Here is a 13,474-nt window from a genome sequence, read left to right as displayed (position 1 = left end):
GGCCGTGAGAAGAAGGAGCAGCATGATCGGAAGTCGGAGAGATATTTTGAGTGGTTAGCTGTTCCAACGAAAAAGACCACCAGCGGGGGCTAATGGTCTCACTGTGCTATTTTCTTTCGGTTAACGAGTCCACGGTTTTGTAAAACATTTCGAAAGCCTTATTAAGTTCTTCTAAGTAAGTTTTGTTAATCATTTCAGAGTTTTGATTGCTTGTTGGGCGAATCTTATCGGCTACTGCTAATGTCAATTCCTTAGCGATTTGTGCTTTCACTTCATTCGATACCAATGCCATATTGTTTTCACCCCCTAGTTTATACGGAACATTATACCATGTTCTGTAAATCTTTTTATCTTTGAAAGATTAAAATATTTTGAAAAAAGAAAACCGTAAGGTTTTCCACCACCTTCAAAGCCATACCCACATCAATCTCTAGATCATTTTTAGGAGGTGAACCGTTTTGTGAGAAGGCGCGAGGGTAGACATATCGTTGATGATGAAACCTGGGAGATTATCGGCCCTGCTAAATCCGAACGGTTTACCAAATCTATGGTGGAGGTGTGGAGACAAGTGAATAAATGTAATCTGTTTACACCGTCGGAAGAAAAAACGCTGCACCGATTATCGATGTTTCTGCAGCTGAACACAAATGCCCTTGTGACACCAAACGGTGAATATATGACAATCGAGCGTATGGCCGATGAAACCGGGATTGACCGTTCTAATATCCGAAAGTATGTGAAGGAACTAATGCGTAAAAATGCTTTGGGGAAATGGAGCAGTAATGGCCGCGAGATATTTTACATCAATCCGTTCCTTTACCAGAGCGGCGATGTTAAGCCGTATCTTTTCAACCTGTTTGATGAGGAATACCACGAACGTTGCAAGACTGAACATCTTTCTAGGTTTAAGGCTGGAAAAAAACAAACCTCTCTGATTGCAGCTCAATGATGCTATATAAATAAAGAGAGTAAGAGCTAGCCATTTTGGGAAATTGCCTTGCACCCAGTAGTGACACGGGATTCCGGCGTTTTTAAATGAGGTAAATTTACCGCAAAAGTGCAGTAATTTTACCGCAAATCCGATAAGGAAGGGGAAAACTCATGTGAGCGATGTAAAGGCTAAATTGACGCCTAAACAGCAAAGATTCGTGCAGGAGTATCTGATTGATTTAAACGCTACTCAGGCGGCTATTAGAGCGGGCTACAGCGCGAATACAGCCAAGGATATAGCATGTGAAAACTTAGCAAAACCCAACATTCAAGAGGCTATCCAGACCGCCATGAAGAAGCGCGAGAAAAAGACAGAAATCACAGCCGAACGCGTGTTGAAGGAACTGGGCAAAATCGCATTCGCCGACCTTAATTCGTTCGTTGAAGTTAGCGCGGATGGAAAGATCACCGTCAAGCCAAGCAATCAGATCGATGGCACCGTGCTTTCCGAAATAAGTGAATCGGTCACGCAAAACGGCCGCACAAGAAAAGTAAAGCTCCATGATAAGATGAAAGCCTTGGAATTGATCGGGCGGCACCTTGCTATGTTTGTTGATAAACAGGAAATCAAGATCGAGAAGACTGAGGAAGACAAGCAGACTGCCGTGAACCAACTGAAAGAGATGCTGAAAAAGGCTGATGAAAAAGCAGAGGCAGTGGAGCAAAGCAACACCGGCGGTCCTGAGACTAGTTCATAAATTCTATATTTTGTGGTCAAGTATAATACCTTGACACATTAAATTTGGTCAAATTCAGCCGTTATCGGCGATTAACATATAAATTATGGTCTCGAAAACAGGCTCAAATTCCGGGAAATAATTAAAACTTCAAACTCTTGATTGCTTCGATTTACTGCTGTTTTCTATGCTGTCCATTTTTCATGCATTTGTGTATTATTTAACTAAAAAGCGGAGGGTAAAGTATCATGACAAGACCCAATCTTCCAATTGATCCACAAAAAGAAATTGAAATATTACAGTAAGCTCTACGCGATGCATGCAAACAAATCTTAGACCCTGCACCCTTACCATCATGGTTGGATAGTCCTGATGAACAGTCATATGCAGATTACTTCGTTTCGAGGGTCCGCCTTGGTCGAAGGAACGAGCATCGTGAATCAAAATAAAGGCAACCAAAGCACTCTCACCCGAGGGTGCTTTTTTAGTTTGAAAAATCCCTGTCGATCGAGGTGATTACTTTGGAACAGTGGGAATTGGAGCTACTGCAGGAGTATTTGCAGAAGCACTTCTCCATAGAGCAAATAAACGGTCTACTTGATACTGGCACACCGCTAACAGGTAAACAAGGTCTGCGCCGTCAACTGGCCGAGATTGATCAGGAGTACTTCTGCAAGGCTTATCTGCCGCACTATTTCAACCTACCGTTTTCAAGTCATCACAAAGAAATGTTTAAGGACCTAAAAACGTTGATTGACCGTAAAGGCGGCACGAAGATATGCCGCGCGGCTCCCCGGGAACATGCAAAGTCAACTCAATTAACGCTCGGGCTACCTTTGTACTGCACTCTCTACGGACTAAAGCATTTCATTGTGCTTACTTCGGATACAGAGGATCAAGCGAGCGGCTACCTTGAATCGATTCAAGACGAGATGGATGAGAATCCTGCTATCATTGAGGACTTCGGGCAAATGAAAGGTTTGACCTGGAACGTAACGGAGATGGTTACCGTTAACGATGTATGTATCATCGCCAAAGGTATCGGCGGAAAGATTCGGGGATTGAAATATAAGAATCATCGACCCGATCTGATCATCTTGGATGACATCGAGAACGATAAAAACGTCAAGTCAGAAGAAAGCAAGCGTTGGACATACGACGAATGGTTTATGAAGGCCGTACTTCGTGCCGGAGGGACAGGGTTAGGTGGTAAATCGCTGACCGATATTGTGGTTATGGGAACCATCCTCGAATCGGACTCGGTGCTTAAACGCATCATCGACAATCCACTGTTCGATAGCAAGATTTATAAGGCCGTTATATCCTTTGCCCAACGCGAGGATTTATGGGAAGAGTGGCGGAAGATCGCACTCAATCTTGAAAATGAAAACCGCATGCAGGATGCAGAAGTATATTTCAAGGCGAACGAACATGAGATGCTCCGTGGCACAAAGGTTCTTTGGCCTGAAAAGCATACCTACTATAGCCTTATGCTGGCACACCTAGCTTCTGAAATGGCCTTTAATTCTGAATTACAGAACGAACCAATTGACAAAACGCAATGCTTGTTTCATGGTCTTATCGAACTTGAAGCAGGGCCGACACTGGACGAACTACGAGAAGAATTTCTTATTTACGGGTCCTGCGATCCGTCGCTTGGAAAGAAAGCTAAAGGCGGTGACTATTCAGCGATAGTTGATGTGGCGCGGCACAAGAAAACTGGACAGTTGTGGTGCATCTATGCCGACTTGGAGGTACGGCACCCTGATAAGATCATTGAGGATATTTTTGGCCGCGCTCAATTCTATAAGGAAAACGGCATTGAGTACGAGGAATTCGTTGTTGAGACCGTCCAATTCCAAGAGTTCTTTGCCAGTGAGATCAAGAAGCGGTCCGCTGAAAAAGGAATATACTTACCTATCTCTGAACTCAAGCAAACAGCGGATAAGGTGCTACGGATAACGAGATTGCAACCGGATATTAAGAACAAGTATCTACGCTTTGTCAAAGGGCTGCCGCAGGTGTTTATCGAGCAGTTAAAAACATTCCCGAAAGCAAAGAAAGATGATGGGCCCGATGCTTTGGAAATGTCTGTGAATGCTGCTAAGAACGGTATAAGTCGTGCCCCAATTGGCTTCGCTATCGGTGCAAACATTGAGGAACTTGGAGGAGGTGAAGAAAACTGGCTGGACTTATTACGAAATTATTAGACTTCTTCGGTCGCCGACAGCTCACGCTAAACGAACCGGACCAAACGGACGCAGGCCCCAACAAAGACACCAAGACGATGGTCAGCTACGCAGAGTCACCGAGCTTGTATGTATTCGAGCAGTTCCAGGTAGCGACGGATCGGATATCCACGATTCGCGAGGTCAGTAAACTGGTAAGGACGGATCTCCGGTTCAAGATGACAAATAACCGGCTTGCTGCTGATGCGACCCGGGGAGGATTCCGCATCGTTGTATCCGGCAGTGACGCAGACCGTGCGCGTAAGAAGAAACAAGGCAAGGAAATAAAACGACTGACGCCTGGCGCCAACATTGCGCAGCAAGTCATAGATGATTTCTTAAAGCGCACGAAGCTGCAGGCCAAGTCAAAGGAGCACGCTCGGGTATTGCCGCGGGACGGTGACCTATTCTTGAATCCGATCGTTGATTTGTCGTCCGGACTCGTTTTGGACATACGACGGGCGCCGGCACTCACCATCAAACGGAATAGCGACGAGTTCGGGGAGTTTCCAGACATCGAGCGGGCCTTCTCACAAATCGATCCACGGACACAAGTCAACAGCCTGATGGAGATCGGCCCACCAAGCATGTCGCGTACAGACTTCGCACTCTTCCAGATGAATCACATCCGATGGATGGAAGAGGAAACGGAGATGTATGGCACGAGTCATTATGCAAGCGCTCGGGCCACGTATTTGATATTGAGCAAGATGGAAATTGCTTCGGCTATTCGGCGGGAATTCCGCAGCGTTCAAAAGTATAACCACCGGCTACCGGATGGAACGCAGGAGAGAGACGCGCTCGAATACATGCGTCTGGTAAGGCTAATTGACAGTGACAACAAACCTACTCGCAACGCTCATCTTCTTACCGACTTTGTTGGTACGGCTGATGTGAAGGTATTAAACGGCGACGAGAACTTAGACCAAATGGGCGACATCAAGTATTTCGAAGACCTGCTGTGGCTGAACCTTGGCGTTCCTAAAGCGATTCTGACGGCCGGGCAGGATATCAACCGTGATATTCTCAAAGTTCAGTACCCGCACTATCTCGAAACACTCGAAGACATCACGGACCTGCTTGAATATGGGGACACTGGGACCTTTTCAGGATATAGGGCGCTTGTGGACCTCCAACTACTGCTCGCGGGCATAAATCCGGACTCCATCAAATATGACATCGTTTGGTCAGATAAGAGTGCAGATTCACCAGCCGAAAGACTCGAACGTGCACAGCAGGCGCTTGGTAAGGATGGCGGAAAGAAACTCATTACTCTCGAAAAAGCCATTCAAGAGATTGCCGATGACTTCGATATCGAGGACCCGGCCGAGATGGCTGCGCAGCTTGAGGAAGAAGAGCGTCAAAACCGCCTCGAATTTGCCCGAACACAGACGAACAAGAGTTCTGACGGACGTCAGGTCTCGGGCGACGAGAAAACGCCTGAGAATGGCGCACAGGCCGTCACAGACGTTGTTCAAGAGGATAGACCCGGGTTCGATGCCATTGAAGACGAAGCGAAGGACACTAACCTTCGTTTTTTTGATTCCGTTTATCGAAGGATGGCGAACGCAGAAGAGGCCGTAACTGATGCCGAAGAGGATGGCAGGTCGGTAGATGTTAACGAGGTCATGGAAGTCTTCGAAGAAGCATGGAACGCCGAAGAGGGCAACTATCGTCTAGGCATCGTCAAGCATATGACTAAAACAGGAATGATGGGTGCCGAGCGAGCTGTGCAACTGGTCATGGATTTTGACCGTGGCAAAGTAGTTGACCCAACGGTCCCGGAAACAGGCGTCGGAGTGAAGATGAAGATCGTCAAGAAAGACATCCACGATGACTTATTAGAGGCATCCGGCGAGCGTATCAAAGGTATTAAAGAGACAACGGAATTAAAAGTCCAGTACCTTGCTTCAAAGGCTTTCGAAGAGAATCTTGGTTGGAAAGAACTTATGATTCAACTCAAACCTGTAATCGTTGATGCAACGAGAGCGGAGACCATTGCTATAACTGAACTCTCATGGGCATACGTACGCGGGGAAAAGCGGATATATCGAGATGCGGGGTTTGAGAAAGTGCAGTTGAACGAAATAATCGACATGAAAACCTGCCCTAAATGCCGGGCGCGTAACGGTAAAACTGTTTCGATTGATAGCCCTGAGGCGGACTTGGCACATCCAAGGTGTCGTGTTTCCTTGTTTCCGGCATAATCAAGGAGAAGGAGAAGTCTGTAATGATCAAAAAATATAACTGGCTCACTATCTTGGTGCAGGCATCAAGTGTGATAGCACTCTATCGCAACAACGTCGAGGCCGCAATCTATTTGATACTTCTCGCAATTTTTTTAAGACTCGAAAGGCGGTGAGGAACATGACATTAACCGAAATTGTAAGTCAGTTTGAATCCTGCGGCTATACGTGTGAGGCTGGTCCACTTGAGAGTAATGTCGCATTCCAAGCGCTCAAGGAACGGAGTCAGTTCAAAGGTTTAACCGTTGAGGTAAAAATGACGGATTTGGACGTTTTCCAGAAATCACTTGAAATCATACTTCATATTGCTCAAAACACAACTGACGAGAAAACAAAGGAATTCATAGCTACTGAAGCAGTACCTATCCTTCGAAAGGCGGTGATGACTAAGACGCCGACGGTAGGATACTAAACGAAGGGAGGGCTAAGGGTGCATAAACCCCTAAGAGAACTTGATTTACAACTTTTCGGCATCGGTTTTACCGCTGGTGATGACGAACCAGTTAAAGATGCGCTTTCCGACGATCCGAGGATGAAACAAATCCTTGAGGCCACGACAGCCATTGCATTACTCGCGATAAAGAAACAGCTGGCAAACGAGCCACTATCTGAAATCGATCGCCGGATTTATTACGAAGCCATTGAAGCCAAATGTCGGACAGAATATGGCTATTACGAAGTTGAATACGCGGCCAAGCAAGAAGAAGAGGCAGCGAAATCACCCGTAGGCTTCCAGGTAAATAACCCTACGGTTACGATTTCTACGGATTCGATTGAGCCGAGCGTCGCTGTTATCACAGATTCAGCAGGTAATGCTCTTGACGTTTGTCTCGCAAAGGCTGTAGCGATCACCGATGCCGGAGGTAAAGCATCCGGATGGTACAAGCAAATTGTATCTCGCGTAGATGCTATCAATGGCAATAACCGAATATATCCAAGAACCGTCTATCAAACGGCACTTAATACGCTGAAACAAGCGGGATTTCCATACGCTGGCGAGCACCCACATCCACCGACAATGAAAGGTTTGGATGGCCGGGTGCTTTTTGATTCCAAGCTTCCGAATCAGGCGGTAAAATTCCGTGACGCTTACATCGATCAAAATGGTGCGGTGTGGGCCGAATACAAACCTCTTGAAACGGATATGGGGCGACAAGTACAGGTGATGCTTGACGCAAAACTGCCGATTGGTTTTTCAAACCGTATGACTGGAACGATGTTGCCAGCAACAGTTGAAAGTCGCAAGGTCAATGTCGCCAAGTCCCTAAACCTTTACACCTGGGACGTTGTGATGAACCCGGCCGAGACTGATGCATTCACAACACCGCTGCCCTTGACGGATTCCGCGGTAACCGAAATCTTAGATTCTATCCAAAAGGGAGATGATCCGAAAATGAATTTTCTTTCGATGACACTTGAGCAATTGAGAACCTGGAAAGCCGGCAACCCGGGACACGCGGAGATGGCTATGTGTGATGCGGCTATTTCTGTGAAGGAGAATGAGCAAGCGCTGCAGGACAAGCTTGAGGCTTTGGAGCGTGAGAAAGAAGAGCGCCAGCGCGCGGAAGAAGCAGCGCAGAAGAAACAGGCAGCTCAGGCAGCGCTTACTGATGCTGTGAATGCTCTGCCTTACGATAACAACGTTAAAGCGGCCATATTGAAGAAAGGCGAAGCTATCACTGATTCCACGGCCGTAGAGAGCTTTATCGAAGGCGAGAAAACAATCGTTGATGCGTTCGCCGTAGGAACAAAGCTCGCAGGATTGGGTGTTAAAAATCAAGGAGGAGGTCAAGCAACAGTGATTGACAATAGCATCGAAATCACAGGAAACCCTGAGCCATGGAAGCCGATCGTTGACAACCTGCAGACAGCGATGGATGATCAAATTCGCTCTCGTGATACGAACTTCCGTGTTGACCCCAAGCTTCGTGAAGCGAACAAAGCGATCATTGACCGCTTAATGAAAAAAATGGAGCGCGAGAGCAATCCTGAGTACACCAAGTTCATGAAAGAATTAACTGATTCCGCACAAACGATTAAAGACGGCATTATTACGGACTCAGCTGCCACTCAAACGGGTGATTTAGCCCAGTTACCGACCATTTCGATGGCATTCATGTATCAAGTGTGGCAGGACCTTCGTTTTCTGCAATTGGTGGCAGCAGAAGCATTTAGCGGCACCACTTTCAAAATCCCGGTAGAATTCCAATCCAGTGACTTATACACCCAAGATGATTTCGTACTGGGTGAATTCGATGGAATCCCGACGGAAGGCGTTGAAACGTACCTCTTGGAGTTCGGTGCTGAATGGCTGAAACGCGGCACGTTGATCTCGAAAGAGGCTCAAATTGAGTTGCAGAAGGGCCCATTCAACTACGACGTCGTAGCCCGGAACCTGGCGAACTTGGCAGCACGTTTCAACCGTGTCATCGACCAGCGTCTGAGCCTTGAAATGCTCCATGTCTCTGACGAATATGAAGCTAAGGTGGTTCCAAGCGAGAATGTCGCTGCCGCGGAAATGACTGCAGCGACATCTGGAGGGAATGTTCCATCCACCTCGAACGCGGCCTGGATTGTGAGCCTGCTGACCAGCTACACAACAGGCGCCATTGGTAAGCAAGTTCCGCCGATCGTTCGTCCTCGTAAAAAGGTATGGCTTGATACAACTGGCAGAAAGCAATCGGCAACGGTCAATGATTTCATTGCTAAGAAAGGTACGACGACGCTTACGCGCGGCACATGGGATCCAGTTCTCGGCAGGATTAATAATGGTGACTATGCAGTGGATTGGGAAAACGCTAAGGTGTATTTTGCTGCTTCGGCTGGAGTCGATAATTCTACGAACCGCCCGAGCATCTCGTACTCCTATGCAAAAAACGTTAATTTCTTCGACCTGACAATCCCGGATTCTCTGAAAGACAACCCTGCTCGTTATTACAATCGTTTGCTTGAACGTATAGATTATCAAAAAGCATACATGGGCGCAGCACCGCGTTACGTAACCCCAGATTTTGCGATTGGTTCACTGAACGCTATGGTTAACTTCAAAACGGCGGAGTTGTTCTATAAATGGGCTTCCCCAGAGGGTACTTCCTTTCTGAAAGGTGAAATGTGGTTCGCTACTCGTGCTGGATTGAACCTTGGCGAAATCAACGCTCCGTGGGCTGCTGGTGATCAGCGGATTCTGATCGGTAAAACGGGCGCTACTCGTTACGGCGTTGGCTCTCCTCTGCAAATGGAAGGACCAGAGCCGTATTTCGATAAGAACTCGATGCAGATCACTTCGGCGAAGCAATACTATGCAACCCAACAATCGGTCATTGCCACACCACTTGTCATCGATAGCACCGGTAAGCAGTACAACCCACCATACCGCACAATAAAGTTTTTCAATTCTTAAGAAATGAAGGTGAATAAGATGGGATTCAAAGTAAATAACGGTCATGCATTCCTTCATCCAGCATCCGGGCTCTTTATTGGCCCGGGTGACAGTTATTTCGAAGATGATCCGATACCGCCTGTAGAAGAAAATCAGGAAAGCGGCTTATTTAACCAATCTCTTACCCTGGAGCAATTTACAGAGTTAAAAGCCTCGGAGCAGAAAACATTTTTGCAAAGTCTCAGTATCGAACTGGGATCCAACGAGGCCCAGCGAATCGAAAATTACGCGGCCTGGCTCAAGGCAAAAGAAAGCGAAGGCAATGTTCCTGAACCAGTCACGCCGGAATCGGAGAAAGGGGCTGCAGAGGATGGACCAAACAGCCCTGCTGACAGCGCTGAGAGCGGAGATCGGGGATAAGGAACAACCGTATCGATATAACGATAAGGAACTACTGGAGTTTGTCCAGAGCGCCGTTTACGATTACTCACAATATCGACCGCGGCGCCGGCGGGGAATATTGAATATCCAGCCGGAAGTGCTGGAATACACATTGCCTGCCGATTTTCAAACATGGGTTGTGGGGCTGGAAGCTTACGAGGTTCTGGACAACATTTTATATTTGAACAGTTCGCCGGTAGCGTCGTATTCCGTGGCCTATACTTACCTTGGGAACCATGACATCGCCAGCATGCCGGAAGGAGCCCTTTCTCTTATCCTCGATTTCTGCACATGGAAACTCTTTTCCGATGCAGTGCGAGAAGGTTCGGAAATCAGCGAACTGAAGCTGGGTAAAGGGCTCGATATCAAATTCGACAACTTCGATCAGATCAATGAGTTGGCAGACAAGCGTCGGAACAGCTATTTAGCTGCTGTGACAAAGCCGGTAGGAGGTGTAACCTAATGGATGCAGCGAAACTGGCCATTAAGGTCCGTAAAGTGCTGCAAAAACAGATACGTGCAAAAGGGTATGAGGTCGAAGCTGAGCTTCTTTCTCCTGATAAATTAAACCCTTCCCGATTGAACATTTCTGACACTGGAGAAAATGACCCGATCCCACATAAGGAAACTATCAGGATCGTGGTCACATCTCATGAACTCGTTGAGAACCCGACGGGTATCGGTGACAATCCGAACGAGATGCTGGAGTTCATCGTCATCGAGGACGGGACAGAGCCGGAACGTAAACGGGTACAGGAAGGACGCATTCTGCTCTACAACGCAAAAAGGTACAATATCACATTAGTCAGCCCGGCTACGCTTGCTGGGCTGTTGATCATAAAAGAAGTCACTGCGAAGGCGGTGAAGTGATTGGCAGCAGGATTTGAAGATCTCTTTCGAGCGCTGCATTCTATTCCAGGTGCTGCAGATAATGCAGTAAAAAAAGGCGTGAAAAAAGGTGCAGTCATTGTCATGGGTCGGGCTAAAGCTAAGCTCGGAACATACCAAGGGGCACATGGTTCTTTCAATGCTTGGACGAAACTTGACCCCGAAACGGTTCGCCGAAAACATCTCTCAAAGTCTGGTAGCGGACGGATTACAAGGGGCGGAAAAGCGTATCTCAAGAAGCATGGATCATGGGGGGCCGGCGGAAATGACGATTCTCCCTTGGTTGATACCGGGCATCTGAGGCAAGCCATTACAACAGATTACAGCGCATTGGAGAGCCGTGGAATTGCCTACGTGGGCGTCGGGGCTGGTAGCGAGTCAAAAGGCAGAGGTAGTCCGTCGGAATACGCCGCTGCTCATGAGTTTGGATATGCCGCAAAGAAAATTCCTTCGCGCCCTTTTCTTCGCCCGGCTCTTGAGGAATCAAAACCGGCAATCAAGGAAGAGGTCGCTAAAGCTCTTGTACATGAATTGAGGCGGTTCGGGAAATGATAGACCCTTTAGTTTGCACATATGAAGCATTGGCAACTGCCATAGTAAAAGTTCATGGCAATGACTTTCCTGTCCTTGATGGCGATCCTGACCCGACAATGTTCAAAAAGCGGCTGCCTGCGGCACATATTGTCCAGGTCAGCGGAACCGTTGAAAAGGCTCTGATGCGGGAATATGAACCGCATGGTCTGATTAACAACGGAGACGGCACCTATACTGTGGGAACAGAATCATGTCGTTTTGACTACCTGATTCAAGTTTCCTTCTACGGGGCAAAGCCGGGCATCGCGCAGCGGCTTTCTACTGCGTTCATGGCTTATGTCGAGGTTGATAACGAGCTCACGATCCCGGGAGACAAATGGGGCGAGTCCATGCAAATATTTCTTGAGGCTCCACCTATTCCGCCGCGCGGAGAACCGGACCTGTACCAATGTGATGCAACATATCGTTGTCGTGGGAAACTTATCACCGAAGAGAGAGTGCAGTCTATCGATGTTTCGAAATTGAAATTCAAAATTGAATAAAGGAGTTGACCCTCGTTGACTATTCTTCGCGGAGCTAAATCTTTAGCTGGATTTCCGCCTGGCCTATACATCAATGAATTGGCCGTTCCACAATCGGATGATACGGCTACTAGTGATTTTGTTCTTGGTTTTGTTGGTGAGTTCGATCGCGGACCTCTTAATCAATATGTAATGATCAGCGAGACGCCAAGTAAACGTCTGGTTGAAATTGCGGCGCCAATTCTCGGTTTAACCACAGCAGCAGCAAAAGGCAATGCTTTACTTGATCATCTGGATCGAGCACGCTTTAAAAAAGCGGTATTCGTGAGGGTGCTTGGTACTGGGTATGCGACGGCATCCTTAATCCTGAAAGATCGACAAGCAACACCAGCGGATACACTGAAAGTGATTCCGAAAGCTGGGCCGGGCACATATGCGAATATCTTTACCGTTGAGGTTCAGGACGGAACTGTAGTCGGCACATTCAAGCTAATTTTGGGTTCTGATATCGGCGGGATGGAAACATACGACAACTTGAGTATGGAGCCGGCAGATAACCGATATGTGGAAAAGGTCATTAACGCAGCAAGTGAACATTTCGTCGTAACGGACTTGAAATCTGCGGCAGCAACACGAGCCCAAGCCATCCCCGCGGTAAGAGCAAAAACACAGCTTACCGGGGGTAGTAACGGCGCAGCTCTGACCGATGCCGATCGGATTGGAATAGTTGATTCCGGAACAGGTGCAAGGACTGGTCTGAAGCTTCTGGAGCTTGTCGGAAACGTAGTTTCTGATGTCGCCTACATCGACTACTCTTCTGCAGCAGCCGATGCATCCTTGAAGACATTCGGTGAAAAATACAACTGCATGACATACTGCGGCCAAGGAACAGCAACCACGGTTGGTGCGGCAGTTACCTATCGAAAAACATTCGATACCGACTTCATGCAAATGGTTTACGGACGATATAAATCAGTCGGTGGGCAATGGGTCTCGGGTTCATGCTTATCCGCGATCGTGCATTCGATTGGAAACGTTGAGGACTCCGGACTCGCAATTGAATGTCCTTGGATCGTCGGTTCAGATCAGGGAATTGACCTGGACGATTACACAACGCTTTACATGAGTCAGATTGCTGCGTTCCAATTAAAACCGTCGGCCGTTGGAGACGGTTCTTTGGCTTGGCGTATGGCAAATGATTACACCCTTGCCGTGACCGATGTTGACGGAAATGTGATCCGGGATGACGAAAATCGAAAAGTAAACAAGCGCCGGCTGAATAGCTGGATTGAAAAAGCTCTCGAAGCAGTGGCGGCGCCATGGCAGGGGAAAGCATTAACCAAGAAAATGAAAGACGATGCCGAACGGAGAATTCGGACTTATTTTGACAATCTGGTCAAGCCAGTGAATCCTCTCGAAACTAGCAAAATCGACTCTTATTCGATTACGTTTGATTCGAAGGCAACTTCCATTGATCAATTCGTTCAAAATATCAAGGTGAAACATTACAATACCGCAGAATGGATTCTCTTGAATTTCCAAGGCGGAACGAATGTGGAGGTGAAGTAAA

The 13,474-nt window shown here is 47.4% G+C and carries 13 protein-coding genes; 12 read left to right on the top strand and 1 reads right to left on the bottom strand.

All coding sequences use genetic code 11. The features are described from left to right. Positions 1-106 precede the first annotated feature (106 nt). Entirely contained in the window at positions 107-292 is a 186-nt protein-coding gene (locus KQX66_RS00160) for a hypothetical protein (RefSeq protein WP_216788420.1), read from the bottom strand. 168 nt (positions 293-460) lie between these two features. Here KQX66_RS00160 and KQX66_RS00155 point away from each other — a divergent pair, with 168 nt between their 5' ends. The 12 genes from KQX66_RS00155 (at position 461) to KQX66_RS00100 (ending at position 13,473) form a co-directional block, all read left to right on the top strand. After that, a complete protein-coding gene (locus KQX66_RS00155) occupies positions 461-949 on the top strand; it encodes a hypothetical protein (RefSeq protein ID WP_216788418.1) in 489 nt (162 codons plus the stop codon). A 154-nt stretch (positions 950-1,103) separates the two neighbouring features. Then, complete coding sequence (locus tag KQX66_RS00150; RefSeq protein WP_216788417.1) at positions 1,104-1,688, top strand: terminase small subunit; 585 nt, start codon at positions 1,104-1,106, stop codon at positions 1,686-1,688. A 500-nt stretch (positions 1,689-2,188) separates the two neighbouring features. Beyond that, complete coding sequence (gene terL / locus KQX66_RS00145) at positions 2,189-3,877, top strand: phage terminase large subunit (protein WP_216788416.1); 1,689 nt, start codon at positions 2,189-2,191, stop codon at positions 3,875-3,877. Between the two features lie 104 nt (positions 3,878-3,981). After that, positions 3,982-6,102 carry a phage minor head protein gene (locus KQX66_RS00140; protein WP_253956826.1) on the top strand — a complete coding sequence of 707 codons (2,121 nt, stop codon included), beginning with the start codon at positions 3,982-3,984 and terminating at the stop codon, positions 6,100-6,102. Between the two features lie 160 nt (positions 6,103-6,262). Beyond that, the gene (locus KQX66_RS00135) at positions 6,263-6,553 is read left to right on the top strand and encodes a hypothetical protein (RefSeq protein WP_216788413.1); all 291 of its coding nucleotides are present in this window, start codon (positions 6,263-6,265) and stop codon (positions 6,551-6,553) included. 18 nt (positions 6,554-6,571) lie between these two features. Next, complete coding sequence (locus KQX66_RS00130; protein WP_216788411.1) at positions 6,572-9,541, top strand: hypothetical protein; 2,970 nt, start codon at positions 6,572-6,574, stop codon at positions 9,539-9,541. An 18-nt stretch (positions 9,542-9,559) separates the two neighbouring features. Next, positions 9,560-9,940: a hypothetical protein gene (locus tag KQX66_RS00125; RefSeq protein ID WP_216788409.1), complete on the top strand. Its 381-nt coding sequence runs from the start codon at positions 9,560-9,562 to the stop codon at positions 9,938-9,940. Continuing rightward, a complete protein-coding gene (locus tag KQX66_RS00120; protein WP_216788408.1) occupies positions 9,891-10,424 on the top strand; it encodes a hypothetical protein in 534 nt (177 codons plus the stop codon). Before KQX66_RS00125 ends, KQX66_RS00120 begins: the two co-directional genes overlap by 50 nt. Then, the gene (locus tag KQX66_RS00115; protein WP_216788407.1) at positions 10,424-10,831 is read left to right on the top strand and encodes a hypothetical protein; all 408 of its coding nucleotides are present in this window, start codon (positions 10,424-10,426) and stop codon (positions 10,829-10,831) included. Before KQX66_RS00120 ends, KQX66_RS00115 begins: the two co-directional genes overlap by 1 nt. Then, the gene (locus tag KQX66_RS00110; RefSeq protein WP_216788406.1) at positions 10,832-11,401 is read left to right on the top strand and encodes a phage virion morphogenesis protein; all 570 of its coding nucleotides are present in this window, start codon (positions 10,832-10,834) and stop codon (positions 11,399-11,401) included. Then, entirely contained in the window at positions 11,398-11,925 is a 528-nt protein-coding gene (locus KQX66_RS00105; protein WP_216788405.1) for a hypothetical protein, read from the top strand. Before KQX66_RS00110 ends, KQX66_RS00105 begins: the two co-directional genes overlap by 4 nt. 15 nt (positions 11,926-11,940) lie before the next feature. Further along, entirely contained in the window at positions 11,941-13,473 is a 1,533-nt protein-coding gene (locus KQX66_RS00100; protein WP_216788404.1) for a phage tail sheath protein, read from the top strand. The last annotated feature ends 1 nt before the right edge of the window (position 13,474 follow it).

It is taken from the genome of Paenibacillus oleatilyticus, from assembly GCF_018998565.1.
Classification (GTDB): domain Bacteria; phylum Bacillota; class Bacilli; order Paenibacillales; family NBRC-103111; genus Paenibacillus_G; species Paenibacillus_G oleatilyticus.
The sequence above is the reverse complement of the archived record's forward strand: the minus strand, read 5'-3'. Positions and strand labels throughout refer to the sequence as shown.

Excerpts from the sequence above, each read along its gene's own strand:
- KQX66_RS00160 (WP_216788420.1), bottom strand. The coding sequence starts at position 292 with ATGGCATTGGTATCGAATGAAGTGAAAGCACAAATCGCTAAGGAATTG.
- KQX66_RS00135 (WP_216788413.1), top strand. The coding sequence starts at position 6,263 with ATGACATTAACCGAAATTGTAAGTCAGTTTGAATCCTGCGGCTATACG.
- KQX66_RS00125 (WP_216788409.1), top strand. The coding sequence starts at position 9,560 with ATGGGATTCAAAGTAAATAACGGTCATGCATTCCTTCATCCAGCATCC.
- KQX66_RS00120 (WP_216788408.1), top strand. The coding sequence starts at position 9,891 with ATGGACCAAACAGCCCTGCTGACAGCGCTGAGAGCGGAGATCGGGGAT.
- KQX66_RS00115 (WP_216788407.1), top strand. The coding sequence starts at position 10,424 with ATGGATGCAGCGAAACTGGCCATTAAGGTCCGTAAAGTGCTGCAAAAA.
- KQX66_RS00105 (WP_216788405.1), top strand. The coding sequence starts at position 11,398 with ATGATAGACCCTTTAGTTTGCACATATGAAGCATTGGCAACTGCCATA.